The 23,268-nt window shown below is 71.1% G+C and carries 22 protein-coding genes; 12 read left to right on the top strand and 10 right to left on the bottom strand.

Annotation, left to right across the window (positions count from 1 at the left end; all coding sequences use genetic code 11):
* Positions 1-73: 73 nt before the first annotated feature.
* From ACFU6I_RS25035 to mce, 3 genes are all read right to left on the bottom strand, one after another.
* Positions 74-1,012, bottom strand: coding sequence for a cellulose-binding protein (locus tag ACFU6I_RS25035; protein WP_345510284.1), 939 nt, complete (start codon positions 1,010-1,012; stop codon positions 74-76).
* A gap of 185 nt (positions 1,013-1,197) precedes the next feature.
* Positions 1,198-5,025, bottom strand: a complete 3,828-nt coding sequence (gene scy, locus ACFU6I_RS25040; protein WP_384370719.1) for a polarized growth protein Scy — start codon at positions 5,023-5,025, stop codon at positions 1,198-1,200.
* Between the two features lie 165 nt (positions 5,026-5,190).
* Complete coding sequence (gene mce, locus ACFU6I_RS25045) at positions 5,191-5,619, bottom strand: methylmalonyl-CoA epimerase (protein WP_384370721.1); 429 nt, start codon at positions 5,617-5,619, stop codon at positions 5,191-5,193.
* A 135-nt stretch (positions 5,620-5,754) separates the two neighbouring features.
* Between mce and ACFU6I_RS25050 the strand changes: the two genes are divergently transcribed.
* The 3 genes from ACFU6I_RS25050 (at position 5,755) to ACFU6I_RS25060 (ending at position 9,412) form a co-directional block, all read left to right on the top strand.
* Entirely contained in the window at positions 5,755-6,957 is a 1,203-nt protein-coding gene (locus ACFU6I_RS25050; RefSeq protein ID WP_345510280.1) for an acetyl-CoA C-acetyltransferase, read from the top strand.
* A 41-nt stretch (positions 6,958-6,998) separates the two neighbouring features.
* Positions 6,999-7,958 (top strand): methylmalonyl Co-A mutase-associated GTPase MeaB, encoded by a 960-nt coding sequence (gene meaB / locus ACFU6I_RS25055; protein ID WP_266981398.1) that lies wholly within the window; start codon positions 6,999-7,001, stop codon positions 7,956-7,958.
* Between the two features lie 158 nt (positions 7,959-8,116).
* Positions 8,117-9,412, top strand: coding sequence for a serine/threonine-protein kinase (locus ACFU6I_RS25060; protein WP_384370723.1), 1,296 nt, complete (start codon positions 8,117-8,119; stop codon positions 9,410-9,412).
* On the opposite strand, the gene ACFU6I_RS25065 is transcribed toward ACFU6I_RS25060, so the two are convergent.
* Complete coding sequence (locus ACFU6I_RS25065; protein WP_384370725.1) at positions 9,366-10,022, bottom strand: PepSY domain-containing protein; 657 nt, start codon at positions 10,020-10,022, stop codon at positions 9,366-9,368. The two genes, ACFU6I_RS25060 and ACFU6I_RS25065, sit on opposite strands and share 47 nt — an antisense overlap.
* 120 nt (positions 10,023-10,142) lie before the next feature.
* Between ACFU6I_RS25065 and ACFU6I_RS25070 the strand changes: the two genes are divergently transcribed.
* Both ACFU6I_RS25070 and ACFU6I_RS25075 read left to right on the top strand, forming a co-directional pair.
* Positions 10,143-10,802 (top strand): response regulator transcription factor, encoded by a 660-nt coding sequence (locus tag ACFU6I_RS25070; RefSeq protein ID WP_384370727.1) that lies wholly within the window; start codon positions 10,143-10,145, stop codon positions 10,800-10,802.
* Positions 10,799-12,289 carry a sensor histidine kinase gene (locus tag ACFU6I_RS25075; protein ID WP_384370729.1) on the top strand — a complete coding sequence of 497 codons (1,491 nt, stop codon included), beginning with the start codon at positions 10,799-10,801 and terminating at the stop codon, positions 12,287-12,289. The genes ACFU6I_RS25070 and ACFU6I_RS25075 overlap by 4 nt, the downstream gene beginning before the upstream one ends.
* A gap of 75 nt (positions 12,290-12,364) precedes the next feature.
* Here the strand turns inward: ACFU6I_RS25075 and ACFU6I_RS25080 are convergent, their stop codons facing one another.
* From ACFU6I_RS25080 to ACFU6I_RS25095, 4 genes are all read right to left on the bottom strand, one after another.
* Positions 12,365-12,841 carry a MarR family transcriptional regulator gene (locus tag ACFU6I_RS25080; protein ID WP_327244300.1) on the bottom strand — a complete coding sequence of 159 codons (477 nt, stop codon included), beginning with the start codon at positions 12,839-12,841 and terminating at the stop codon, positions 12,365-12,367.
* 138 nt (positions 12,842-12,979) lie between these two features.
* The gene (locus ACFU6I_RS25085; protein WP_384370731.1) at positions 12,980-13,747 is read right to left on the bottom strand and encodes an AIM24 family protein; all 768 of its coding nucleotides are present in this window, start codon (positions 13,745-13,747) and stop codon (positions 12,980-12,982) included.
* A complete protein-coding gene (locus ACFU6I_RS25090) occupies positions 13,744-14,394 on the bottom strand; it encodes an AIM24 family protein (RefSeq protein ID WP_384370733.1) in 651 nt (216 codons plus the stop codon). Before ACFU6I_RS25090 ends, ACFU6I_RS25085 begins: the two co-directional genes overlap by 4 nt.
* Positions 14,394-15,026, bottom strand: coding sequence for an AIM24 family protein (locus tag ACFU6I_RS25095; RefSeq protein WP_384370745.1), 633 nt, complete (start codon positions 15,024-15,026; stop codon positions 14,394-14,396). The genes ACFU6I_RS25090 and ACFU6I_RS25095 overlap by 1 nt, the downstream gene beginning before the upstream one ends.
* Positions 15,027-15,236: 210 nt before the next feature.
* On the opposite strand from ACFU6I_RS25095, the gene ACFU6I_RS25100 reads away from it, so the two are divergent.
* The gene (locus ACFU6I_RS25100; RefSeq protein ID WP_327244297.1) at positions 15,237-15,587 is read left to right on the top strand and encodes a DUF3817 domain-containing protein; all 351 of its coding nucleotides are present in this window, start codon (positions 15,237-15,239) and stop codon (positions 15,585-15,587) included.
* Positions 15,584-15,877 (top strand): MTH1187 family thiamine-binding protein, encoded by a 294-nt coding sequence (locus ACFU6I_RS25105; protein WP_030916057.1) that lies wholly within the window; start codon positions 15,584-15,586, stop codon positions 15,875-15,877. Before ACFU6I_RS25100 ends, ACFU6I_RS25105 begins: the two co-directional genes overlap by 4 nt.
* Before the next feature lie 55 nt (positions 15,878-15,932).
* Here ACFU6I_RS25105 and ACFU6I_RS25110 read toward each other — a convergent pair whose 3' ends face one another.
* Positions 15,933-16,931: a DUF5937 family protein gene (locus ACFU6I_RS25110; RefSeq protein ID WP_384370735.1), complete on the bottom strand. Its 999-nt coding sequence runs from the start codon at positions 16,929-16,931 to the stop codon at positions 15,933-15,935.
* A gap of 74 nt (positions 16,932-17,005) precedes the next feature.
* Here ACFU6I_RS25110 and ACFU6I_RS25115 point away from each other — a divergent pair, with 74 nt between their 5' ends.
* The 4 genes from ACFU6I_RS25115 (at position 17,006) to ACFU6I_RS25130 (ending at position 21,180) form a co-directional block, all read left to right on the top strand.
* Positions 17,006-18,487, top strand: coding sequence for an MFS transporter (locus tag ACFU6I_RS25115; protein ID WP_384370737.1), 1,482 nt, complete (start codon positions 17,006-17,008; stop codon positions 18,485-18,487).
* Between the two features lie 10 nt (positions 18,488-18,497).
* A complete protein-coding gene (locus ACFU6I_RS25120) occupies positions 18,498-19,007 on the top strand; it encodes a MarR family transcriptional regulator (RefSeq protein WP_345510271.1) in 510 nt (169 codons plus the stop codon).
* A 64-nt stretch (positions 19,008-19,071) separates the two neighbouring features.
* Positions 19,072-19,404 carry a DUF3817 domain-containing protein gene (locus ACFU6I_RS25125; RefSeq protein ID WP_037689368.1) on the top strand — a complete coding sequence of 111 codons (333 nt, stop codon included), beginning with the start codon at positions 19,072-19,074 and terminating at the stop codon, positions 19,402-19,404.
* Between the two features lie 75 nt (positions 19,405-19,479).
* Positions 19,480-21,180, top strand: coding sequence for a methylmalonyl-CoA mutase family protein (locus tag ACFU6I_RS25130; protein ID WP_345510269.1), 1,701 nt, complete (start codon positions 19,480-19,482; stop codon positions 21,178-21,180).
* A gap of 19 nt (positions 21,181-21,199) precedes the next feature.
* Here the strand turns inward: ACFU6I_RS25130 and ACFU6I_RS25135 are convergent, their stop codons facing one another.
* Positions 21,200-21,829: a TetR/AcrR family transcriptional regulator gene (locus ACFU6I_RS25135; protein ID WP_384370739.1), complete on the bottom strand. Its 630-nt coding sequence runs from the start codon at positions 21,827-21,829 to the stop codon at positions 21,200-21,202.
* Between the two features lie 318 nt (positions 21,830-22,147).
* On the opposite strand from ACFU6I_RS25135, the gene ACFU6I_RS25140 reads away from it, so the two are divergent.
* Positions 22,148-23,125 (top strand): tetratricopeptide repeat protein, encoded by a 978-nt coding sequence (locus tag ACFU6I_RS25140; RefSeq protein WP_384370741.1) that lies wholly within the window; start codon positions 22,148-22,150, stop codon positions 23,123-23,125.
* The last annotated feature ends 143 nt before the right edge of the window (positions 23,126-23,268 follow it).

Below are 23,268 nucleotides of genomic sequence, written 5' to 3' on the forward strand. Positions count from 1 at the left end.
AACGGCCACGCGCCCGGCGCCACCACAAGGGCGGAACCGGGCGCGCAAAGGGTACAGCTGAGGTACCGAGGCGTCAGCGGGTCTGCTGAGCCGGGACACCACGGGTGACGGGCTCGTCGTCCACCGGCGAACCCGCGGCGGCCACCGCGGCACCGGTCAGCGTCGCCAGCATCTCGCGGACGTTGGTCAGCTGCGCGTTGATGGAGTCGCGGCGGTTGGTGAGCGCCGCCAGCTCGCGCTCCGATTCGCTGCGGATCCGGTCGGCCTTGGCGTTCGCGTCGGCCACGATGTCCTCGGACTGGCGCTGCGCGGTCTCCACGGTCTGACGCGCCCGGCGCTCGGCGTCCGTACGGAGCTTCTCGGCCTCCAGGCGGAGCTGCTCGGCGCGGTGCTCGATCTCGGCGAGGCGCTTCTCGGCCTTGGCCTGACGGGACGCGAGGTCGCGCTCCGACTGGTCGCGGCGCTTGGCCAGGTTGGTCTCGAAGTCCGCGGCGGCCTGGGCGGCCTTGGCGCGGGTCTCCTCGAAGAGGGCGTCGGCCTCCTCGCGCTTCTGCGCCGCGTCCTTCTGGGCCTCGGTACGCAGCGCGTTGGCCTCACCCTTGGACTTCTCGACGATGCGGACGCCCTCGTCCTCGGCCTTCGCCTTGCGCTCGGCGGCGAACGACTCGGCGTCGTTGCGCACCTGCTGGGCGGCCGACTCGGCGAGCTCGCGGTGCTGCTCAGCGGCGCGACGGGCCTCCTCGCGCAGGTCCTTCGCCTCCTCCTCGGCGAGCCGGAGAATCTTCTCCACACGCGCACCGAGACCCGCATACGACGGCTCTGCGTCGTTCACCTGGGCCTGAGCGTTCTGCGTTTCGAGGTGGAGCTCCTCGATGCGCTTTTCCAGAGACGTGATGCGGGTCAGAGCACTATCACGGTCGGCGACCAGCTTGGTAATGCGGTCGTCCACCTGACCGCGGTCGTAACCACGCCGCACGAGCTCGAAGCCGAAGGGGGAGGAAGGGTCACTCATGGGGTTCCTGTCGAAGTAAGACCGGTGAGGTGATAGAGGGAATCCTAGGGGCCCGGGCGGCGTGTCATCGAGTGGATGCCCGTTTGATCTGGAGAATGACACCCCTTTTGAGTGGCTGACCCCCGGAACCCTTGCCACTCGGAGGGTTGAACGTTCTTGTCGAAGCACGTGACACGGTCGGTCGACTACCCATCGGACGACTTGCCACCCGATCGAGTGCCTGCCGAGGCTCCGGCTTTGACGCCGGTGGACCCGCCACCCGCACCCTTTCCACCGCCCGTCGGTGCCTCGAAGGACTCCAACGCCTCCAGTACGTCCTGGACGCGGGAGATCTCCGTGTTGATGTCCTCGCGCCGGCGCACCAGGATGTCGAGCTCGCGCCGTCCCTCGTCGACCGTCCGCTTCGCCTCCTGTTCGGCGTCGGCCCGCAGCTTCTCGGCCTCGCGGACCATGGTGGCCTTCTTCTGCTCGGCCTCCTTCAGCAGCGACTCCGCCCGCTTGACCGCGGCGATCCGGACCTTGCTCGCCTCCGAATTCGCGTCCGCCAGCAGCTCCTTCGCCTTCGCCGCGGCCTCCTCGCGCTGTTCGGTCGCCGCCTTCATCAGCTTGTCGACGCGCTCGCCCGCCGTCTTCATCTGCTCGGAGGTCTCCCGCCGGGCACGGTCGTGCAGCTGCTCGATCTCGCTCTCCAGACGCGTCCGGAGCTCCTCCGTCCGCTCCCGAATGGCCGTGGCGTCCCGGCGCGCACCGACCAACAGCTCGTCCGCGTCCGTACGCGCCCGCTCCACCAGGGTGTTGCCCTCGACGGTCGCCTCGGACGTGATCCGCACGGCCTCCTTGCGGGCCGCGCCGACCATCGTGTCGGCCTGCTCCTCGGCCTCGGTGGCGGCGCGCAGCGCCTCCTCCTGGGCCTTGTTCATGAGCTGGTCCGCCTGTTCGGCGGCGTCCGCGCGGCGCTTCGCCGCCGCCTCGCGCGCCTCGTCGAGCAACCGGTCCGCCTCCGCGCGGGCCTCGCCGCGCAGTTGCTCGGCCGCCGCCTCCGCATCGGTGCGTACCCGCTCCGACTCCTCACGGGTGCGCGCCGCGTGCTCCTGCGCCGAGCCGACAGTGGCCGCCGCCTCCGCGCGCAGCCGCTCCGCCTCGTCGGTCGCCTCACCGAGGAGCTGGTCGGCCCGGGCCGTGGCGTCGCTGACGAGGGTCGTCGCCTGTTCCGTCGCCTCGGTACGGATCCGCTCGCTCTCGCCCGTCGCCTCGCCGACGAGCCGGTCGGCCTGAGTCGCGGCGTCCGAACGCATCCGGTTGGCGTCCTCGCGGGCCTCCGCACGGCTGCGGGAGGCATCCTGCTCGGCCGAGGCCAGCGCATCCGAAGCCTCGGTGCGCATCCGCTGGCTGTACTCCGCGGTGTCCGAGCGCAGCCGATCCGACTCGGTGATCGCGTCGCTGACGGTCCGTTCGGCCATCGCCTTGGCGGCCTCGGCCTCCTCCTGCGCCTCCCGGCGGATCCGGCTCGCGTCCTCGCTCGCCCGCTCCCGCTCCGCGTACGCATCGGCGCGGACCCGGTCCGCCTCCTCCTGCGCCTCGGCCTTCGTCCGCTCCGCCACGTGCTCGGCGGTGGAACGCAGCCCGGCGATCTCCGCCTCGGCCTGCTCCTGGAGCCCGGAGACCGAGTCCCGTACCTGCTGGGCGGTCTGCTCGGCCGCGGAGACCAACTCGGTCGCCCGCGCGTCCGCCTCCTCGACCAGGCGGTGCGCCTCGGCCTGAGCCTCCTCGACCCGCTTGCGGGCGGAGGCGAGCAGCTCCTCGCTCTGCTCGCGGGCGCGCTCGCGCTCCTGGTTCGCCTCGGTGCGCGCCGCGTCGAGGGTCTCCTCCGCCTCGCGGCGGCGCCGGTTCGCCTCCTCCTGCGCGGCGGCCAGCGCCTCGGCGGCCTCGGTGCCCACGCGTTCGGCGGCGGCCGCGGCCTCGGCCCGTACCCGGTCGGCACTGTCCTGGGCCTCGGACTTGAGCCGCTCCGCCTCGGCGGCCGCCTCGCTGCGCAGCCGTACGGCGACGGACTCGCCCTCGGCACGCGACTGCGAGGCATCCGCAGCGGCCTCGTCGCGCAGCCGCTCGGCCTCGGTCTCCGCCTGTGTCTGCAGGGCGCGCAGCCGCTCGGCGGCCTCCGCGCGCAGTCGCTCGTTCTCCTCGTTGGTCTCGCGGCGGATGCGCTCCGCCTCGCCGCGCGCGTCCGTCAGCGCCTGCTCGGCGGCGGTGACCCGGTCCGCGGCCTCGGTCCGCAGCCGGTTCAGCTCGTCGGCGGCCTCGGCCTGGCGGGCGGCGACCGCACGCTCGGTCTCCTCCCGGAGTGCGGCCGCCGTCTCCTCGGCCGCGGCCGTGGTGGACTCCGCCTGCTCCTCGGACTCCGTACGCAGCCGGTCGGCCTCGGCACGGGCCCGCTCCAGCGCCTCCTCGGCCTGGCTGCGCAGGGCCGTGGCGCGCTCGATGGCCTCGGAACGGACCCGGTCGCTCTCCGTGCCCGCGGCGGTCCGCAGTTCCTCGGCGTCCGCCTTCGCCTTGGACAGCAGCTCCTCGGCGGTCTTCGCGCCTTCCTCGATCTGCTGGACGGCCTCGCGGCGGGCCTCGCCCCTGATCCGCTCGCCCTCGGCGACCGCCTCGGAGCGCAGCTGCTCGGCCTCGCCGCGCAGCCTGCGCGCCTCCTCCTGCAGCTCGACGGTCCTGGCCCGGTACTCCTCGGTGTCGTCCTTGGCCGCGCCCTTGAGCTGGTCGGCCTGTTCGGCGGCCTCGCCGCGCAGCCGGTCCGCCTCGGCCTCGGCCTCGCGGCGGATCCGGTCGGCCTCGTCGCTCGCCGCCTTCGTGGTCGACCGTGCGTCCTCGGACGCCTTGGTCAGCACCTCCTCGGCGGTCCTGGCCGCCTTGGCGAGCTGGGCCGCGGTGTCCTCGGCGGCCGCCGTGCGGGCCTTCTCGGTCGCCTCGGACTTGATCCGGTCCGCCTCGGCGCGGGCGTCGGCGAGCGCCTGCTCGGCTTCCGCCTTCAGCGCCTCGGCGTCCTTCGTGGCCTCGCCGACCAGCCGGGCGATCTCCGACTTGGCCGTACGGGTGCGCTGCTCGTTCTGCGACTCGGCGCCGGCCAGCCGCTTGACCGCGGCCTCCTTCGCCTCGGCGAGGATCTTTTCCGCCTCCAGGCGGGCCTCGCGCAGCTGCGTCTCGGCCTCCTGCATGCGTTGCTCGGCGGCCCGGTTCAGCTCGGCCGTCTGCTGCCGGGTCTGTTCGGTCTCCGCGGTCGTGGACGTACGCAGCTGTTCGGCGTGGCTGGTGGCCTCCTGCGCCTGGCTGGAGGCGGCGCCCAGCAGCCGCTCGGCGTCCTTGCGGGCACGCAGCAGGATCGCTTCGGCCTCGGAACGGGCGGACTCCGCCTCGGAGCCGAGCCGCTGCCGGGTCTCGTCGGCGAGCCGGGCGGCCTCGGCGCGGGCGCCCGCCAGGGACTGCTCGGCCTCGGCCCGGGACTCGTCGAGCAGCCTGCGGGCCTGGGACTCGGTCCTGGCCCGGAGCTGCTCGGCCCAGGCGACGTTCTCGTTGACATGCGACTCGACGGTCTGGCGGCGCTCCGCCAGCTCCTGGTCGAGGCGCTGCCGTCGCTGCACGGCCTCGTTGTGCAGCTCGGCCTGCAGCCGCGCCTGGTGCTCGGCGTGCTCCTGCAGGATCCGCTGCGTCTGCGCCCGGGCGTCCCGGAGCTCACGCTCGGCATCGGTGCGCAGCTGTTCGGCCTGGATCTGGGCATTACGGAGCAGCTGTTCGGCCTGGTAGCCGATGTCCGCACTGTCGTAGGCGGGACGGGTCGCGAGATTGCGCCGAGCCTCGTGCAGCTTGGCGCGCAAGACCTCGACCTGGTAACCGAGGTCCTCGGCGTGCTGGACGGCCTTCTCCCGGTCGGTCTTCAGCCGGTCCATCTCGGCTTCGAACCGCGAGAGATGGTCGTCTTCAGCTCGGTGGCTCTCCTGGCGTTCGTAGCCCCGCACTGCGCGGTCCCATCCGTCCCCTGGTCGCAACTCTCCAAACGAGTACCGCTCGCCGGCGAACGGTCCCCCGGGGAATGGTGACAGATCAACGGCTGGGGACGCGGCGCGGCCCCGACCCGGCCCCGGCCCGGAACCGCCCACTCTACCGGGCCCGGTATCCGGAGGTCAGTGCTCCGCTCGCGACGTGACCAGTTCGGTGAGAACGCCGTGGCAGTCCTTGGGGTGCAGGAAGGTGATCCGCGACCCCATCGACCCGGTCCTGGGCTCGTCGTAGAGCACCCTGACCCCCTTGGAACGGATGTCCGCGGCGTCCCCGTCGACGTCTGCGGTGCCGAAGGCGATGTGGTGGACCCCTTCGCCGTTCTTGGCCAGCCATTTGCCGACGGCAGAGTCCTCGCGGGTGGGTTCCAGGAGCTGGAGGTACGAGGCACCGCCGTCCGAGGTCTCGTTGATCTTGAGCATGGCCTCGCGTACGCCCTGCTCCTCGTTGACCTCGGAGTGGAAGACTTCGAAGCCATAGGTCGAGCGGTAGAACTCGACGGTTTTGTCGAGGTCGAAACAGGCGATTCCGATGTGGTCGATTCGCGTCAGCATGGACAACAGTGGAGCGCTCCACCGATGGTTACGCAACGTGCGCGCGATCACACCCGCTGCAGGATGACGGGCGCGGTACCGCTCAGTACATTCGAGTAAACCCTCGTTCACATCTAATCCAAGGGGCCGTGCCTCATGTCTGGAACGACCGGTACCACCTCAGTGATCGTCGCGGGCGCCCGTACGCCCATGGGCCGTCTTCTCGGCTCCCTGAAGAGCTTCTCCGGAGCCGATCTCGGCGGCTTCGCCATCAAGGCCGCGCTGGACCGGGCCGGCATCGGCGGCGACCAGGTCGAGTACGTGATCATGGGCCAGGTGCTCCAGGCCGGGGCGGGGCAGATCCCGGCACGCCAGGCCGCGGTCAAGGCCGGTATCCCGATGAACGTTCCCGCGCTCACTGTCAACAAGGTCTGCCTCTCCGGTCTCGACGCGATCGCCCTGGCCGACCAGTTGATCCGTGCGGGTGAGTTCGACGTCGTCGTCGCCGGCGGCCAGGAGTCCATGACCAACGCCCCGCACCTGCTCCCGAAGTCCCGCGAGGGCTACAAGTACGGCGCGATCGAGATGCTCGACTCGATGGCGTACGACGGTCTGACCGACGCCTACGAGAACATCCCGATGGGCGAGTCCACCGAGAAGCACAACACCCGCCTCGGCCTGAGCCGCGCCGACCAGGACGAGATCGGCGCCCTGTCCCACCAGCGCGCCGCCGCCGCCCAGAAGAACGGTCTCTTCGAGGCCGAGATCACCCCGGTCGAGATCCCGCAGCGCAAGGGCGACCCGATCCTCTTCTCCAAGGACGAGGGCATCCGCGCCGAGACGACCGTCGAGTCCCTCGGCAAGCTCCGGCCCGCCTTCACCAAGGACGGCACGATCACCGCGGGCACCTCCTCGCAGATCTCCGACGGCGCCGCAGCGGTCGTCGTGATGAGCAAGGCCAAGGCCGAGGAGCTGGGCCTGGACTGGATCGCCGAGATCGGCGCCCACGGCAACGTGGCGGGCCCGGACAACTCGCTCCAGTCGCAGCCGTCCAACGCGATCAAGCACGCGCTGAAGAAGGACGGTCTGAGCGTCGAGGACCTCGACCTCATCGAGATCAACGAGGCGTTCGCGGCCGTCGCCGTCCAGTCGATGAAGGACCTCGGCGTCTCCCCGGAAAAGGTGAACGTCAACGGCGGCGCCATCGCGCTCGGCCACCCGATCGGGATGTCCGGCGCCCGCGTGGTGCTGCACCTGGCGCTGGAGCTGAAGCGGCGCGGCGGCGGCACGGGTGCGGCGGCGCTCTGCGGTGGCGGCGGTCAGGGTGACGCGCTGATCATCCGCGTCCCCGGCAAGTAGTCCTCGTAACGTACGCACAGAGTGAACCGAACGGAGCGGTGATGGTGGACGTCCCCACCCTGGTCGAGCAGGCCCGTGAAGGCCGGCCGCGGGCCGTGGCCCGGCTGATCTCCCTGGTGGAGGGGGCGTCACCGCAGCTGCGCGAGGTGATGGCGGCCCTCGCGCCACTGGCCGGGAACGCGTACGTCGTCGGCCTCACCGGTTCACCGGGTGTCGGCAAGTCGACCTCGACGTCGGCGCTCGTCTCGGCGTACCGGCGGGCCGGAAAGCGGGTCGGCGTCCTCGCCGTCGACCCGTCGTCGCCGTTCTCCGGCGGCGCGCTCCTCGGCGACCGGGTCCGGATGTCGGAGCACGCCTCCGACCCCGGCGTCTACATCCGCTCCATGGCCACCCGCGGACATCTGGGCGGCCTCGCCTGGTCGGCGCCGCAGGCGATCCGGGTGCTGGACGCGGCGGGCTGCGACGTGATCCTGGTGGAGACGGTCGGCGTCGGCCAGTCGGAGGTGGAGATCGCCTCCCAGGCCGACACCTCGGTGGTGCTCCTCGCGCCCGGCATGGGCGACGGCATCCAGGCGGCGAAGGCCGGAATCCTGGAGATCGGCGACGTGTACGTCGTCAACAAGGCCGACCGGGACGGCGCGGACGCCACCGCGCGCGAGCTCAACCACATGCTGGGGCTCGGGGAGTCCCGCGGCCCCGGCGACTGGCGGCCGCCGATCGTGAAGACGGTCGCTGCCCGGGGCGAGGGCATCGACGAGGTCGTCGAGGCCCTGGAGAAGCACCGGGCGTGGATGGAGGAGCACGGCGTCCTGGCCGAGCGCCGCACGGCGCGCGCGGCCGGCGAGGTCGAGACGATCGCGGTCACCCGACTCCGTGAACGCATCGGCGACCTGCACGGCGACCGCCGCCTCGGCGCCCTGGCCGAACGCATCGTGGCGGGCCGCCTGGACCCGTACGCGGCGGCGGACGAACTGGTGGCCGGGATCACGGGCGAGTCCTGACAGGAAGGTACCGACGGGCGAGGGGCGGCGTGCGGGCCGTCCCTCGCCCGCTCGCCCTCGTCAGCCGTTCGGGTGATTCGTCCGCATCGCCGCCCCGTGATCGGTGCATGGCAGGATGACGTACCGGACGTGTCATGCACACCGGGGGGACGCGACACATGCTGGGGCCGCTGCGTGAGGACTCGCCCGAACGGATCGGACCGTACGCGATACGGGCCCGGCTCGGCGCGGGTGGCATGGGGGAGGTCTTCCTCGGGGACCCGGGCGACGGCGGGGATCCCGTCGCCGTCAAGACGGTGCGCCGCGACGTGGCTCAGGACCCCGGCCTCCGTCACCGTTTCCGCCGCGAGATCGCGGTCGCCCGCTCCGTCACCAGCCCCTTCCTCGCTCCGCTGCTCGACGGGGACGCAGACTCCGAAGTGCCCTGGCTGGCCACCGGATACGTGGCCGGGCCGACCCTGCCCGCCGCGATCCGCCGGGCCGGTGCGATGGACGAGGGCGAGGTACGGATGCTCGGCACCGGGCTCGCCCGCGCGCTCGCGGCCGTCCATGCGGCCGGGGTCGTGCACCGGGATGCGAAGCCCGGCAACGTGATGCTCGCCGAGGACGGTCCGCGGCTCATCGACTTCGGGATCGCACGGGACGGAAGCGCCGCCCCACTGACCACCACCGGCCGGATGGTCGGCAGCCCCTCCTTCATGTCCCCGGAACACGTGGCGGGCAGCGGGCGCGTCACCTTCGCCTCCGATGTCTTCTGTCTCGCATCCGTGCTCTGCTTCGCCGCCACCGGCCGCGATCCCTTCGGCGACGGGCCGGTCGCCGCCGTGCTGTACCGGGTCAAGTACGTCGAGGCCGATCTCGACGGCGTGCCGGACGCGCTGCGCGCCGTACTCGCTGACTGTCTGGCCGCCGACCCCGCCGACCCCGCCGACCGTCCCACCGCCGCCGGACTCGCCGAGCGGCTCGCCCCGGGCGCAGCGCTGCAGTGGCCCGAGCCGGTGCGGCAGCACATCGCCGAGTACGGCAGGGAACTGGCCCGGGTCCGCGCCCTCGACGGACCGCTGCTGCCCGGCTGCACGCCGACCGAGGCGGCCACGGGCAGTCGCACCCCCGTTGCTCAACTGCCCACGCGAGGAACCGACTTCGCGCCGGGTCTGCACATGGTGCAGACCCAGGGCCCCGGCCTTGCCCGGCCGGAACGACCCCGACGAGGCCGCCGCGCCCTGATGGTGTCCCTGGCTCTGCTCGTCATCGGGGGCGCGGCGACCGGCGGACTCCTGGCGCGGACCGGGCGCGCCGGATCTGCTCGCCGTCGGGGACCTCGTGTTTCTCACCTTCAAGGACGGCACGGTCCTGTCGGGATACGCCCCCTGAGCGACAGGGGGCGCAGACGGGAGGAGCCCCGGATCAGTCGTCGTCCCCGTGGCGGCCGTCGTCCGGGCGGTCCGCGGTGACCGCGGCGGTCTTCGCGTCCACGTTCAGCTCGTGACGGTTGCCGTCCCTGCCCGTGATGTCGACCTCCCAGCGCAGCGCGCCGCTCCGGCCGACGGTGTCGTCCAGCTCGATCGAGGTGACCGTGCCCGGCACCGCGCGCAGTGCCGCGTCCACCGCCGCGCCGAGCGGGACCGGCGCCGAGCGGGGGGCGTGCCGGCTGCGGTCGTCGTTGTCGTCGGAGGCATGCGTGCCGAGCACCTTCGCGCTGCGCGCGTCGACCGTCACGTCGTGCCAGGTCCGGTCGGAGCCGTACACGTCGAGCTCCCAGACGGGCTTGCCGTCCTCGTCGTCCCGCTCGGCCTCGGTGACCGTGCCGGGGACCGCCTTGACGGCTGCCGCTACGGCGTCGTCCAGGCCCACGCGTGCGGTGGCACTGCGGCCGCTGTCGTCATGACCGACGTGGGCGGTGGCACTGCGGCTGCTGTCGTCGAGGCCGACGCCGTTGGTGGCGCGGCGGCTGTCGTCATGGCTGTCCCGGCCGTGGCCGTCCGCGAAGGCGACGGCCGTGGCGGTCCCGCCGCCGATGAGCACGGCCGCGGTGACGGCGGCGACGACGATCTTGCGCTTCATGTGGGTTCCTCCCCTGTCGGGTGGCCGGTGTGCGATGTCCTCCACACTGCGGCGTCGATGCTGAACGCAGGCTGAAGCCACCTGAAGCCGTCTTCAGGTTCGGTTTGCGACTCTGTGCGTATGCGCCTGTTGATCGTGGAGGACGAGAGACGGCTGGCGATGTCCCTGGCCGGGGGACTCACCGCCGAGGGCTTCGCCGTGGATGTCGTGCACGACGGCCTCGAAGGGCTGCACCGTGCGAGCGAGGGGGTGTACGACCTCGTGATCCTCGACATCATGCTGCCCGGGATGAACGGCTACCGGGTCTGCGCCGCCCTGCGCGCCGCCGGTCACGAGGTGCCGATCCTGATGCTGACGGCGAAGGACGGGGAGTACGACGAGGCGGAGGGTCTCGACACCGGCGCCGACGACTATCTGACCAAGCCGTTCTCGTACGTGGTGCTGGTCGCCCGGATCCGGGCACTGCTGCGGCGCCGCGGCGGTTCCGCCTCGCCGGTGGTCGCCGTCGGCGCGCTGCGGATGGACACCGCCGCCCGCCGCGTTCGTCTCGGCGAGGACGAAGTCACGCTCACGGCCAAGGAGTTCGCTGTGCTGGAGCAACTGGCTCTGCGGGTGGGCCAGGTGGTGAGCAAGGCGGACATCCTGGAACACGTCTGGGACTTCGCGTACGACGGGGACCCGAACATCGTCGAGGTGTACGTCAGCGCACTGCGGCGCAAGCTCGGCGCGGCGTCCATCCGTACGGTGCGGGGCGCCGGCTACCGGCTGGAGGCGCTGTGAGGTCGGTACGGGCCAGGGCCGCGGCCGGCGCCACGGTCGTGGTCGCCGTCGCGCTGATCGGTGCGGGGATCGCCGTACTCCTCGTGCTGCGTGCCAACCTGACCGACCAGGCGGGCCTGCAGGCGGAGGTGGCGGCCCGGGAGGTTGCCGGGCAGCTGGCCCTCGATGTGCCGTACGGGCGGCTGGACCTGCCCGACGAGGAGGAGCACCCCGTCCAGGTGACCGACGAGGACGGGCGGCTGGTCGCCGCGTCCGAGGACCTGGAGGCGGTCTCCGGGACCGGCACCGACCGGGTCACGCCCAACGCGTCGCCGGCGCCGGGAAGTTCCGGCAGCGGCAGCGGCAGCGACGACGACGGAAGCGGCGACCGCCACGGCGGCGACGACAACCGCGACGACGACGCGCGCACCCCTGCCCGCGGTGAGGTGTCCACCGACGACCCGGACTTCACCAACGGCACCGCCACCGTCGACGGCGACACGGCCGACTACCGCTTCGCCGCCGTCTCCGCGACCACGAGCACCGGCGTGACCCTGACCGTCCACGCGGGCGCCCCGCTCGCCACCGAACAGAAGGCGGTGGGCAGTGTGCGCGCGGCGATGCTGATCGGGCTGCCCGTCATGCTTCTCGTCGTCGCCGCGGTGACCTGGCTGGTGACGAGGCGCGCGCTGCGGCCCGTCGAGGGCATCCGGGCTGAAATGGCCGCGATCACGGCGTCCGAGGACCTGTCCCGGCGGGTGCCGGAGCCCGGTTCGCGCGACGAGATCGCCCGGCTGGCCCGTACCACCAACGAAACCCTGACCGCGCTGGAAGCCTCCGTCGGCCGGCAGCGCCGCTTCGTCGCGGACGCCTCGCACGAGTTGCGCAGCCCGATCGCCTCGCTGCGCACGCAGCTGGAAGTGGGCGCGGCCCATCCGGAGCTGCTGGACCTGCGCGGAGCCGTCGCCGACACCGTGCGACTCCAGGCGCTGGCCGCCGATCTGCTGCTGCTGGCCCGGCTGGACGCGGGGGAGCGGCCGGGGAACACCCCGGTGGACCTGGGCGCTCTGGTCCACGAGGAGGTCTCGCAGCGCACCGGCGACCGGATCCCGGTGGCGATGTCCGTACCGGAGTCGGGGCACCTCGAAGTCTCCGGATCGCGCGGACAGTTGGCACGTGTGATCGGCAACCTGCTGGACAACGCGGAGCGTCACGCGGAGAGCTCGGTGGCCGTGTCCGTCTTCAGGGATCACGGCAGCGTGGTCGTCGCGGTCACCGACGACGGGGAGGGCGTCCCGGAATCCGAACGCGAGCGCATCTTCGAACGCTTCGTCCGCCTCGACGACGCCCGGTCCCGGGACGAGGGCGGCGCGGGTCTGGGACTCCCCATCGCGAGGGACGTGGCCCGCCGACACGGGGGCACCCTGAGAGCGACCCGAGCCGCAGAGGGCGGCGCCCGCTTCGCACTGCGCCTGCCCGGAAGGGAATCAAGCCCGTCGGGCGGCTGAGGCCGGAGCCCACGCCCCCCGTGCAACCCCGCACCCCCGTGCAACGGCGCGCCCCGCACACGCGCCCGGGGCGTGCTACGGCTTGCCCCGCCGCCCCCGCAAGTGCTCCGCAACCGGCGTCAGCGCCGCATGCAGGTCCGCCAGTGCCTCCGGCGTCAAAAGGTCCATGAAGTGCTTGCGCACCGATGCGACATGGTGCGGCGCGACCTTCTGCATCGTCTCCGCGCCCGCCTCCGTGAGCACTGCGAACAGACCGCGCCGGTCGGATTCGCAGTTCTCCCGGCGGACCAGCCCCGCCGTCTCCATGCGGGTGATCTGGTGCGAGAGCCTGCTCTTGGACTGCAAGGTGGCCGCGGCCAGGTCGCTCATCCGCATGCGCTGGTCTTCCGACTCCGAGAGGTTCACCAGGATCTCGTAGTCGTTGTTGGTCAGGCCGAACGGCTGGAGGTCCTTCTCCAGCTGGTGCATCAGCAGCCTGCTGACGTCCAGGTGGGTGCGCCAGGCGCACTGCTCCGCGTCGCTCAGCCACTGGGTGGCCGTCTCGGTCTCCATATGTGGATTCTACCTAAGATGTTGAAAGCCGGACGAAGTGGAGTGCTGTGATGCCCGGCACCGGCCCGGGGTTCCGGTTCCGAAAACGGCTCCGGCGCTGGGCGCGGACGCTCGATGTCACACTCCGTAGACTACCGTTCACAAACCGAAGCGACGCTGGAGGTCCCCCAGCTGGCCGGGCAGACGGGGGTTGGCGCCGGGTTGACCCGCACCGCCGCCCGGGACCCCTGCCTGCTGCGGCGTCGCCCCCGTCGGCTGCTCCGCCATCAGGACCTCGGTCGACTGGAGCAGCACCGTACCCGCGCCGACGAACTCGAACTGATGCTCCTCGCCCGAGGCCCCGCCGATCCCGGTCAGCGACCGGAGACCGCCCATCACACCCGTCATGTAGCCGTGGTCGTAGTGGTGGCACGGCGAGGGGCAGTCCGCCCAGCCCACCAGGGCCTGCGGATCGACCCGCAGCGGCGGCTCCATGAAGACCACCGGACCGTTGGACGCGGCCACGAACTTCCCCGTACCGATCAGCGTGAGAAAGCCCGGCACGATCGACTGCTTGAGTGCCAGGGTCGGCTGGTACGCGAGGAGGTTGCCGGACCGGATCGTCAGGTTCCCGTCGTCCAGGTCGTACGAGTTGACGTCGAAGGCCCGGTCGGCGAGCAGCATCTTGCCACTGCCCTCGGCCACCACCCAGTCGCTCGCGTGCAGCGGCGAGTGGAAGCTCGTCCGGAGCAGCCGTTCGAAGCGTCCGTGGCCGATGCCGTTGAACTCGATCCGCCCGTAGTAGGCGATCATCTTGCCCTTCTGCAGGAACCACTGGCTCCCCTTGAGTTCCACACAGAAGGTGTACGCATTGACGTTGTCGTCCGACGGCAGCGTCATCGGGTCAAAGATCACGGGCGTGCTCACAGCTTCTCCTCCGACGCCTGGACGTACACCGCGCCACTGCCGCTCAGTTCCAGCTGGAACGCCTCGCCGGAGCCGCGCCCCACCATGTCGCGCCAGCCGAGCGCGGTGGAGAGCTTGTTGCGCACGTCGCCGTGGTGGGCGACATAGGCCTGCGGGTCCACATGCACCTCGCGGCCCGGCGTGATGGGCAGCTCGATCACCCCGCCGTGAGCCATCACCGCGACCGCGCCATGACCCTTCAGCGTCGTGGTGAACAGGCCCTGCCCGGTCACCTGGCCGCGCACCATGCCCATGACGCCGCCCTGCGACCCCATGAACATCGTGCCCTGTTGCAGCGTCCCGTCGAAGGCGAGCAGCCGGTCGGCCTCCACGTACAGCGTGTCGCCGGCCAGGTTGATGACCTGGATGTGATGGCCGCCGTGGCCGAACATCACCGTGCCGTTGCCTTCGACGGTCATCAGCGGCGTCGCCTCATTGGCCATCCGGCGGCCGATCATCGACATCACGCCGCCCTGGCCGCCCTGGATGTTCGGGGTGAACGACACCTCGCCGCGGTACGCGAGCATCGCGCCGCGCTGGCTGAACATCTTCTGGCCGGGGACCACCGTCGCCTCGACCATCTTCGAGTTGATCTCACGGAACGGCATCAGACATCGCCCCCGATGGTGTTCCGCTCGCTCGGCTGTACGTAGACGAGCCCCTCGCCCTCGAACCTGATCTGGAACGACTCTCCCGAGCCCTCGCCCATCAGAGTCCGGAAGTTGACCCCGGACTGGAAGTGCTGCTGCAGATTGCCCTGGTGGGCGATGTACGCGCCGGGGTCGACGAACAACGGGTACTGGGCGGTCACCCGCAGCACCACGGCCGAACCGTCCGACATGATCGCCGCCTGCCCGGTGCCCTCGACGGTGGTGGTGAACAGGCCGTTGCCGGTCGCCCCGCCGCGCAGCCCGGTGAAGGTGGTCCCGGTGCGCAGCCCGGCATCGGTGCAGAGCAGGTTGCTCGCCTCCACGTAGAGCTTCTCGCCGCGCAGCGAGACGAGGTTGATCTCGCTCGCGCGGTCGGCGAAGTAGCAGGTGCCCTGCCCGCTCACCTCCATCACGGTCATCTGCTCGCCGGTCAGCCGACGGGTCACCATGCCGCGGATGCCCTCACCGCCGCCGGACATCTTCTTGAACGTCATCCGGCCGTCGTACGCCACCATCGAGCCGTTCTTCGCCTTGACGGCGTCGCCGGCCAGATCGACGGCGAGCGTCTTGCTGCCTTGCAGTCGGAACATTGCCACACACTGACGGTAACGGCAGGAGGCCTGGGCCCGACAGGGTCTCTGGGCCTATCCGGACCCTGAGTCCACCCTGATATGCGCCGATACGTTCCCCGGAGTGTCACCGGACCCCGCCCCCGGGCCCGGTGGGTGCCGATGCCACAATGGGACACGCTTGTGCCTGTATTCACAAGCTGTGACGACCCTCCCACCGAAGGTGCCCTTGTGGACATCAAGACCGCTACCGCCCTGCACCGGCTGCGCCTCATCTCGATTCCCGAGGCGCTCTCCTTCCCCGCGCTGATCATCTTTGGCTCGATCCTCAGCCGCGTCTCGGACATCGACTTCCTGATGATGCCGCTCGGCATCCTGCACGGCGTGCTCTTCGTGATCTACGCCGTCCTGCTGCTGGACGTCTGGTCCAAGACCAAGTGGCCGTTCAAGCGCGTCGCGTTCTTCTTCCTGCTGGCGCTGCTGCCGTTCGGCGGGCTGTACGGCGACAAGGTGCTGAAGCGCTACGAGGCCGACGGCGTGATCGCCGCCCGCGCCCGCCGGGAAGGCGTGGTCAGCGCATGATCGTCGCCTTCTCCGTCAGCCCGCTGGGGGTCGGCGAGGACGTCGGCGAGTACGTCGCCGACGCCGTCCGGGTCGTCCGCGAGTCGGGGCTGCCCAACCGTACGGACGCCATGTTCACCTCCATCGAGGGCGAGTGGGACGAGGTCATGGACGTCGTCAAGCGCGCCGTCGCGGCGGTCGAGGCCCGTGCCGGACGTGTCTCCCTCGTACTGAAGGCCGATATCAGGCCCGGTGTCACCGACGGGCTGACCTCCAAGGTCGAGACGGTCGAGCGGTACCTCGCCGGCTGACGTCCCCCGGCACCACCCGGAGACCCCCCTCGCCGCACGGCGAGGGGGGTCTCCGTCAACCGGGGCGTGTTTCGGGCTCCACCGCCAGTGCGATCCCGAGCGGCGTCCGCTCGTACAGCACCTGGTGCCCGTACCGGCGCGAGGTCAGCAGCCCCGCCGCCCGCAGCACCGACAGGTGTTCCGACACGGAGGACGGCGCGAGGCCGAGCCTATGGGCGAGGGCGCTCGTCCCCGCCGGTTCGTCGAGCATGCACAGGAGATCGGCCCGCGCCCGCCCGACCAGCCGCGCGAGCGTCTGCGGCGTACGGTCGGCGGGTTCCGTCCACAGGCCACCGATCCCGCGCGCCGGATAGATCACCGCGGGCTGGTAGGGCGGCTCGTACCCGCTGACCACGTCCGGCCAGGCGAAGACGCTCGGCATCAGGACGAGGCCCTGCCCGCCGAGCACCCGGGAGTGCCGGCCCCGCATCCCGACGAGCGTGAGCGTCGAGTCCGCCCAGCTCAGCTGGGGACTCAACTCGCCGAGCAGCCGCGCGAAGCCGACCGCGGCGAGCCGGCGCGAGTGGTACGCGATGTCGGCCTCCAGCAACGCGCGCAGCCGCGGCCAGTCCGGCTCGACCAGGACCCGCCACGCCTGTTCCAGAAGCGCGGACAGCTCCCGTTGCGCGTGGGCGGGGTCGTCGAGCATCGCCCGTCCCGCGGGGGAGTCCAGTGCCCCCGGCACACACGCGAGCGTCAGCGCCAGATCCTCACGGACGAGCCCGGGGTCGATGGCGCGTACCCCGGCGATCTCCTCCTCGAACGAGGCATAGGGCCCGAGCGGCGGCGGGCAGAGAAAGTCCGGATTGTGTCCGCCCGTCGGCATCAGCGACCAGAGCGGCCCGAGCTCGAGCCCGGTGGCGGCGCTCCGGATGCGTCGCAGCCAGGGCTCGTGGTAGCCGTGGTTCCCGGGGCGCAGGAGGGTGCGTACCGCCTGTTGCGTCTCCCAGAGCGGGGAGAGGGCGAACCTGCAGCGCAGCAGATCGCTCTCGTCGAAATGCAGATGGAACGGCATCGGCGCACCTCACGAAGATTCGGTGTCAGCCGAAAGTTTATGGAGCGCGGGCCATGCTCCTCCACGCTGCGTCCATGCCGAGCAACAGCCCCGCCCCTGCCGGCGGCCCCCGCGATGCGGTGGACCCCCCGAGCGGCCCGACGGGCCCATCACCCCAGGCACCGTCGGCCGCATGCCGCACAGCGAAGGCCGACCCCACGGGAGCGGCGCCGTCCCCGGCCCGGTCCCCGGAGCGCGCCGACCCCATTGACCCGAACCCGTCGCCCGCGCTCCGGACTCCGGCTTCCGTCCCGGACCCCGGCACACCCCGCGGCTACCGCGCCGTCTTCGCCGTACGGGAGTTCCGTGCCGTCTTCGCCGCGCACCTGCTCTCCCTCCTCGGCGTCGTCGTCAGCGAGCTCGCGCTCACCGTCCTCGTCTACGACCTCACCGGCTCGCCCCTGCTCAGCGCCCTCACCTTCGCGCTCGGCTTCCTCCCGTACCTCGTCGGCGGCACGCTCTTCGCCGGGGTCGCCGACCGCTACCCCGCCCGCCGGGTCCTGGTCGCCTGCGATCTGATCTGCGCGGGCTGTGTCGCCGTCATGGTGCTGCCCGGCACCCCCGTCGGCGGGCTCCTCGCGCTGCGCTGTCTCGTCGCCTCCGTGTCGCCCGTCTTCACCGGGACGCGTATGGCCGCGCTCACCGACATCCTCGGCGAGGGCGACCTCTATGTACTGGGCCGCTCCCTGCTGCGGATCGTCTCGCAGAGCGCACTGCTGATCGGCTTCGGGGTGGGCGGTGTGCTGCTCGCCGCGGTCTCCGCGCGCGGGGCGATCACGATCACCGTCGGGACCTTCCTCTGCTCGGCGGCGCTGCTCCGTCTCGGCACCCGCAACCGGCCCGCCCGGAGCGGTCGCGACGGAGGCGGCGCCCTGCTCAAGGACTCGCTCGCCGGAGCCCGTACCGTCCTCGCCGACCGCAGGATCCGCGCGCTGATGCTGCTCTTCTGGCTGCCGGCGATGTTCGTCGTGGCGCCGGAGGCGCTCGCCGCACCGTACGCGGACGAGATCGGTGTCGGTCCGGCCGCGCTCGGACTCCTCATGTGCGCGATGCCGGTCGGTCACATCGGTGCCGAGCTGTACGCGGGCGCCGTGCTCGCCCCGCGTCTGCGCTCCAGGATCGTGCTGCCGGTCGCCGCCGCGGGGCTGCTGCCCCTCGTGCTGTACGGGTTCCGTCCCGGCATGGTTGCGAGCGTCGTCGCGCTCGCGCTGGCCGGAGTGGGGGCGGCGTACGTCATCGGCCTCGACCAGTGGTTCGTCGACGCCGTCCCGGAGGAGCTGCGGGGCCGGGCCATGACCCTGCTCACCGCCGGGCTGATGACGGTCCAGGGCATCGGCATGGCACTCGCCGGGCTCGCCGCCGAATTCGTCCCCGTGCATCAGGTGGTCGCCGGGGCCGCCGTGATCGGTACGGTGTGCACGCTCGTCCTCGTCCGCGAGGTCAGGAGCACGGAACCCGCGCACGGTCCTCGGACCGAAGTTCGAGACGGGGCTGACCGGCATATGACCAGTGGGTAAGGTCGATGCCGTGCCGAAGCCGCTCAGTCTCCCGTTCGACCCCATCGCCCGCGCCGACGAACTCTGGCAGCAGCGCTGGGGGCCTGTCCCCTCGATGGGGGCGATCACCTCGATCATGCGTGCGCAGCAGATCCTGCTCGCCGAGGTCGACGCGGTCGTCAAACCGTACGGGTTGACTTTCGCGCGGTACGAGGCGCTGGTGCTGCTCACCTTCTCCAAGGAGGGTGAGCTGCCGATGTCCAAGATCGGCGAGCGGCTGATGGTCCACCCCACCTCCGTCACGAACACCGTGGACCGGCTGGTCAGGTCCGGTCTGGTCGACAAGCGCCCCAATCCGAACGACGGCCGCGGCACTCTCGCCTCGATCACCGACAAGGGCCGCGAGGTCGTCGAGGCGGCCACCCGGGACCTGGTGGACATGGAGTTCGGGCTCGGGGTGTACGACGCCGAGGAGTGCGCGGAGATCTTCGCACTGTTGCGCCCCCTGCGGATCGCGGCCAAGGACTTCGAGGAGAAGTAGAGCCGCGCGCGACCCCCCGGGCCCGCTGCAAGATCGCCCCCGGCGCCCGGTTACGCTCGACGTCATGAAACGCAGCGTGCTGACCCGGTACCGGGTGATGGCCTACGTCACCGCCGTCATGTTGCTGGTGCTCTGCACCTGCATGGTCTTCAAGTACGGCTTCGACACCGGTGCGGGGCTGACGCTCGTCGTCTCCCAGATCCACGGTGTGCTGTACATCATCTATCTGATCTTCGCCTTCGACCTGGGCTCCAAGGCGAAGTGGCCGCTCGGCAAGCTCCTCTGGGTGCTGATCTCCGGCACGATCCCGACGGCCGCGTTCTTCGTCGAGCGCAAGGTCGTCCAGGAGGTCGAGCCGCTGATCGCGGACGGCTCCCCGGTGACGGCCAAGGTCTGACCCGAACCGCCCCGTGCAAAGCACCGGGCGGTTTGTCATCGACATTTACTAGGACGTCCTAGTAAATTGGGTTGCATGGACGCTGACGCGATCGAGGAAGGCCGCCGACGCTGGCAGGCCCGTTACGACAAGGCCCGCAAGCGTGACGCGGACTTCACCACGCTCTCCGGGGACCCGGTGGAGCCCGCGTACGGGCCCCGCCCCGGGGACACGTACGAGGGGTTCGAGCGGATCGGCTGGCCCGGTGAGTACCCCTTCACCCGGGGCCTCTATCCGACCGGCTACCGCGGCCGCACCTGGACCATCCGCCAGTTCGCCGGCTTCGGCAACGCCGAGCAGACCAATGAGCGGTACAAGATGATCCTCGCCGCGGGCGGCGGCGGGCTCAGTGTCGCCTTCGACATGCCGACGCTGATGGGCCGCGACTCCGACGAGCCGCGCTCGCTCGGCGAGGTCGGGCACTGCGGTGTCGCCATCGACTCCGCCGCCGACATGGAGGTCCTCTTCAAGGACATCCCGCTCGGCGACGTCACGACATCCATGACGATCAGCGGACCCGCCGTTCCCGTCTTCTGCATGTACCTGGTCGCCGCCGAGCGCCAGGGTGTCGACCCGGGGGTGCTCAACGGCACGCTCCAGACCGACATCTTCAAGGAGTACATCGCGCAGAAGGAGTGGCTCTTCCAGCCGGAGCCCCATCTGCGCCTGATCGGCGACCTCATGGAGCACTGTGCGCGCGACATCCCCGCGTACAAGCCGCTCTCGGTCTCCGGCTACCACATCCGCGAGGCCGGGGCGACGGCCGCGCAGGAGCTCGCCTACACCCTCGCCGACGGCTTCGGCTATGTGGAGCTCGGACTCTCCCGGGGGCTCGACGTCGACACCTTCGCCCCCGGTCTCTCCTTCTTCTTCGACGCGCACCTCGACTTCTTCGAGGAGATCGCCAAGTTCCGCGCCGCGCGCCGGATCTGGGCCCGCTGGATGAAGGAGGTCTACGGGGCGAAGACCGACAAGGCGCAGTGGCTCCGCTTCCACACCCAGACCGCCGGGGTCTCGCTCACCGCTCAGCAGCCGTACAACAACGTCGTGCGGACCGCGGTCGAGGCCCTGTCCGCCGTCCTCGGCGGTACCAACTCGCTGCACACCAACGCCCTCGACGAGACCCTCGCGCTCCCGTCCGAGCAGGCGGCGGAGATCGCCCTGCGCACCCAGCAGGTGCTGATGGAGGAGACCGGCGTCGCCAACGTCGCCGACCCGCTGGGCGGTTCGTGGTACGTCGAGCAGCTGACCGACCGGATCGAGGCCGATGCCGAGAAGATCTTCGACCGGATCAAGGAGCGCGGCATCAGGGCTCACCCGGACGGGCAGCACCCCATCGGGCCCATGACCTCCGGCATCCTGCGCGGCATCGAGGACGGCTGGTTCACCGGTGAGATCGCCGAGTCCGCGTTCCGGTACCAGCAGTCGCTGGAGAAGGGCGACAAGCGCGTCGTCGGCGTCAACGTCCACCACGGCTCGGTCACCGGCGATCTGGAGATCCTGCGGGTCAGTCACGAGGTCGAGCGCGAGCAGGTCCGCGAGCTCGCCGTCCGCAAGGCCGCCCGCGACGACGCCCGGGTCCGCGCCTCGCTGGACGCGATGCTGGCCGCCGCCCGCGACGGCTCGAACATGATCGGACCGATGCTGGACGCCGTCAGGGCCGAGGCGACGCTCGGTGAGATCTGCGGGGCCCTGCGGGACGAGTGGGGCACCTACACCGAGCCGCCCGGCTTCTGAGGGCCTCCGGGGCCGCCCGCTACGTGGCGGCTGCCGCGCCCAGCCCCGCAAGCAGCAGAACGGTGAAGCGCCGGGCCCAGTCCTCGTCGACGGGCTCGGCGCTCACCAGCGTCCGGTGCACGACCGCACCGGCGATCACATCGAAGATCAGGTCTGCGGTCGAGGCCGCCGACGCCTCGTCCGGTTCGACGGGCAACTCGCCGCGCTGCTGCGCCCGTTGCCGTCCCAGCAGGACGAGCCGCTTCTGCCGGTCCACGATCGAATCGCGGATCCGGGTCCGCAGTGCGTCGTCACGGGTCGACTCGGCGACCACGGCCATCAGCGCCGTCCTGGTCTCCGGACGGTCGAGCAGCGCCGCGAACTGCAGCACCACGCCCTGCACATCGGCCGACAGGCTGCCCAGGTCCGGCAGTTCCAGTTCGTCGAAGAGGACCGCGACGGCGTCCACGACCAGTTCGTTCTTGCCTGCCCAGCGCCGGTAGAGCGTCGTCTTGGCGACCCCGGCCCGCGTCGCCACATCGCCCATCGTCAGCTTCGACCAGCCGAGGTCGACCAGGGACGCGCGGCAGGCCTCCAGGATCGCCTCATCGGCCGCGGCGCTGCGCGGTCGTCCCGTTCGCGCGGGTTTGGGGTGGCCGTGGCTCAGCATGCCGTGACCATACCCGCCAGTAAGGAGAACCGACCGGTCGCGTTCGCAGTGAGACAGATCACCTGGCACTCCTGTGCGTGAGGGGTGCCGGACAGTTACGCTACGGGTCGTAGCGTAAGGACGACGGCCAGGCCGTCGTCACGCCACGAGCGAACGACAGCCACAGGTGCCGGGTGGGGACCCGGCGCCGAAAACAGGCCCTTCGAGGGTCATCGGACCGTCTGGGTCCGCGCGTCCCGCACGCCGGCGGGTACCGCGGACGGATGCGGTTCCCGGATCGCTTTCCGGAACGGCGTGCCGAGGGGGGAGGATGTACGTATGCAGCCTAGGAACATGTCCATGAGCGGCGTCGTCGACCTCGCCGCGGTGAAGGCGGCCGGCGAGGCCAAGGTGAAGGCGGAGCAGGCCCGTGCCGAGGCCGCCCGGCAGGGTGGCGGCGGTGCCGTCCCCCCGTCCTCCCTGGTGATCGATGTCGATGAGGCCGGCTTCGAGCGCGATGTCCTCCAGCGCTCCGTCGAGGTTCCCGTCGTCATCGACTTCTGGGCCGAGTGGTGCGAGCCGTGCAAGCAACTGGGCCCGCTCCTGGAGCGCCTGGCCCGCGAGTACAACGGCCGCTTCGTGCTGGCCAAGGTCGATGTCGACGCCAACCAGATGCTGATGCAGCAGTTCGGCATCCAGGGCATCCCGGCGGTCTTCGCCGTCGTCGCCGGGCAGGCCCTCCCGCTCTTCCAGGGTGCGGCCCCCGAGACCCAGATCCGGCAGACGCTCGACCAGTTGATCCAGGTCGGTGAGGAGCGGTTCGGGCTCACCGGGATCACGGTCGACCAGGAGGCCGTCGGCCCGGACGCCGAGCAGGCTCCGGCCGAGGTGCCCGCGGGACCGTACGACGCACTGCTCGAAGCGGCCGTACGGGCGCTGGACGCCAATGACTTCGGCGGCGCCGTCCAGGCGTACAAGAACGTGCTCGTCGACGACCCGGCCAACACCGAGGCCAAGCTCGGCCTCGCCCAGGCCGAACTCCTCGGCCGGGTGCAGGACATGGACCCGCAGCAGGTCCGCAACGACGCCGCCGAGAAGCCCGCTGATGTGGCGGCGCAGATCGCCGCCGCCGATCTGGATCTGGTCGGCGGTCATGTCGAGGATGCCTTCGGGCGCCTCGTCGAGACCGTGCGCCGGAATTTCGGTGACGACCGGGACGTGGCGCGGCTGCGGCTGCTGGAGCTGTTCGACGTCATCGGCCCCGACGATCCGCGTGTCGTCGCGGCCCGCACGGCACTGGCGCGCGTCTTGTTCTGATGTGACAACGCGGCCGTGGGGGGGCCCCCCCCCGCGCCCCCCCCCGGGGTGGGGGGCCGCCCCCACAAAGGCCCCCCCCCAAAAACAAAAAAAATAAAAAAAACACAAGAAAAAGAAACAAAAAAATGTAGGGGGGGTTGTGG

Origin of the sequence: Streptomyces sp. NPDC057486, from assembly GCF_042802415.1 — a bacterium.
Lineage (GTDB): Bacteria > Actinomycetota > Actinomycetes > Streptomycetales > Streptomycetaceae > Streptomyces > Streptomyces yanii.

Excerpts from the sequence above, each read along its gene's own strand:
- ACFU6I_RS25125 (WP_037689368.1), top strand. The coding sequence starts at position 19,072 with ATGAAACGCAGCGTGCTGACCCGGTACCGGGTGATGGCCTACGTCACC.
- ACFU6I_RS25065 (WP_384370725.1), bottom strand. The coding sequence starts at position 10,022 with ATGAAGCGCAAGATCGTCGTCGCCGCCGTCACCGCGGCCGTGCTCATC.
- ACFU6I_RS25130 (WP_345510269.1), top strand. The coding sequence starts at position 19,480 with ATGGACGCTGACGCGATCGAGGAAGGCCGCCGACGCTGGCAGGCCCGT.
- ACFU6I_RS25140 (WP_384370741.1), top strand. The coding sequence starts at position 22,148 with ATGCAGCCTAGGAACATGTCCATGAGCGGCGTCGTCGACCTCGCCGCG.
- ACFU6I_RS25105 (WP_030916057.1), top strand. The coding sequence starts at position 15,584 with ATGATCGTCGCCTTCTCCGTCAGCCCGCTGGGGGTCGGCGAGGACGTC.
- ACFU6I_RS25135 (WP_384370739.1), bottom strand. The coding sequence starts at position 21,829 with ATGCTGAGCCACGGCCACCCCAAACCCGCGCGAACGGGACGACCGCGC.
- ACFU6I_RS25110 (WP_384370735.1), bottom strand. The coding sequence starts at position 16,931 with ATGCCGTTCCATCTGCATTTCGACGAGAGCGATCTGCTGCGCTGCAGG.
- ACFU6I_RS25095 (WP_384370745.1), bottom strand. The coding sequence starts at position 15,026 with ATGTTCCGACTGCAAGGCAGCAAGACGCTCGCCGTCGATCTGGCCGGC.
- ACFU6I_RS25060 (WP_384370723.1), top strand. The coding sequence starts at position 8,117 with ATGCTGGGGCCGCTGCGTGAGGACTCGCCCGAACGGATCGGACCGTAC.
- ACFU6I_RS25090 (WP_384370733.1), bottom strand. The coding sequence starts at position 14,394 with ATGCCGTTCCGTGAGATCAACTCGAAGATGGTCGAGGCGACGGTGGTC.
- meaB (WP_266981398.1), top strand. The coding sequence starts at position 6,999 with ATGGTGGACGTCCCCACCCTGGTCGAGCAGGCCCGTGAAGGCCGGCCG.
- ACFU6I_RS25115 (WP_384370737.1), top strand. The coding sequence starts at position 17,006 with ATGCCGAGCAACAGCCCCGCCCCTGCCGGCGGCCCCCGCGATGCGGTG.
- ACFU6I_RS25035 (WP_345510284.1), bottom strand. The coding sequence starts at position 1,012 with ATGAGTGACCCTTCCTCCCCCTTCGGCTTCGAGCTCGTGCGGCGTGGT.
- ACFU6I_RS25050 (WP_345510280.1), top strand. The coding sequence starts at position 5,755 with ATGTCTGGAACGACCGGTACCACCTCAGTGATCGTCGCGGGCGCCCGT.
- ACFU6I_RS25070 (WP_384370727.1), top strand. The coding sequence starts at position 10,143 with ATGCGCCTGTTGATCGTGGAGGACGAGAGACGGCTGGCGATGTCCCTG.
- ACFU6I_RS25080 (WP_327244300.1), bottom strand. The coding sequence starts at position 12,841 with ATGGAGACCGAGACGGCCACCCAGTGGCTGAGCGACGCGGAGCAGTGC.
- mce (WP_384370721.1), bottom strand. The coding sequence starts at position 5,619 with ATGCTGACGCGAATCGACCACATCGGAATCGCCTGTTTCGACCTCGAC.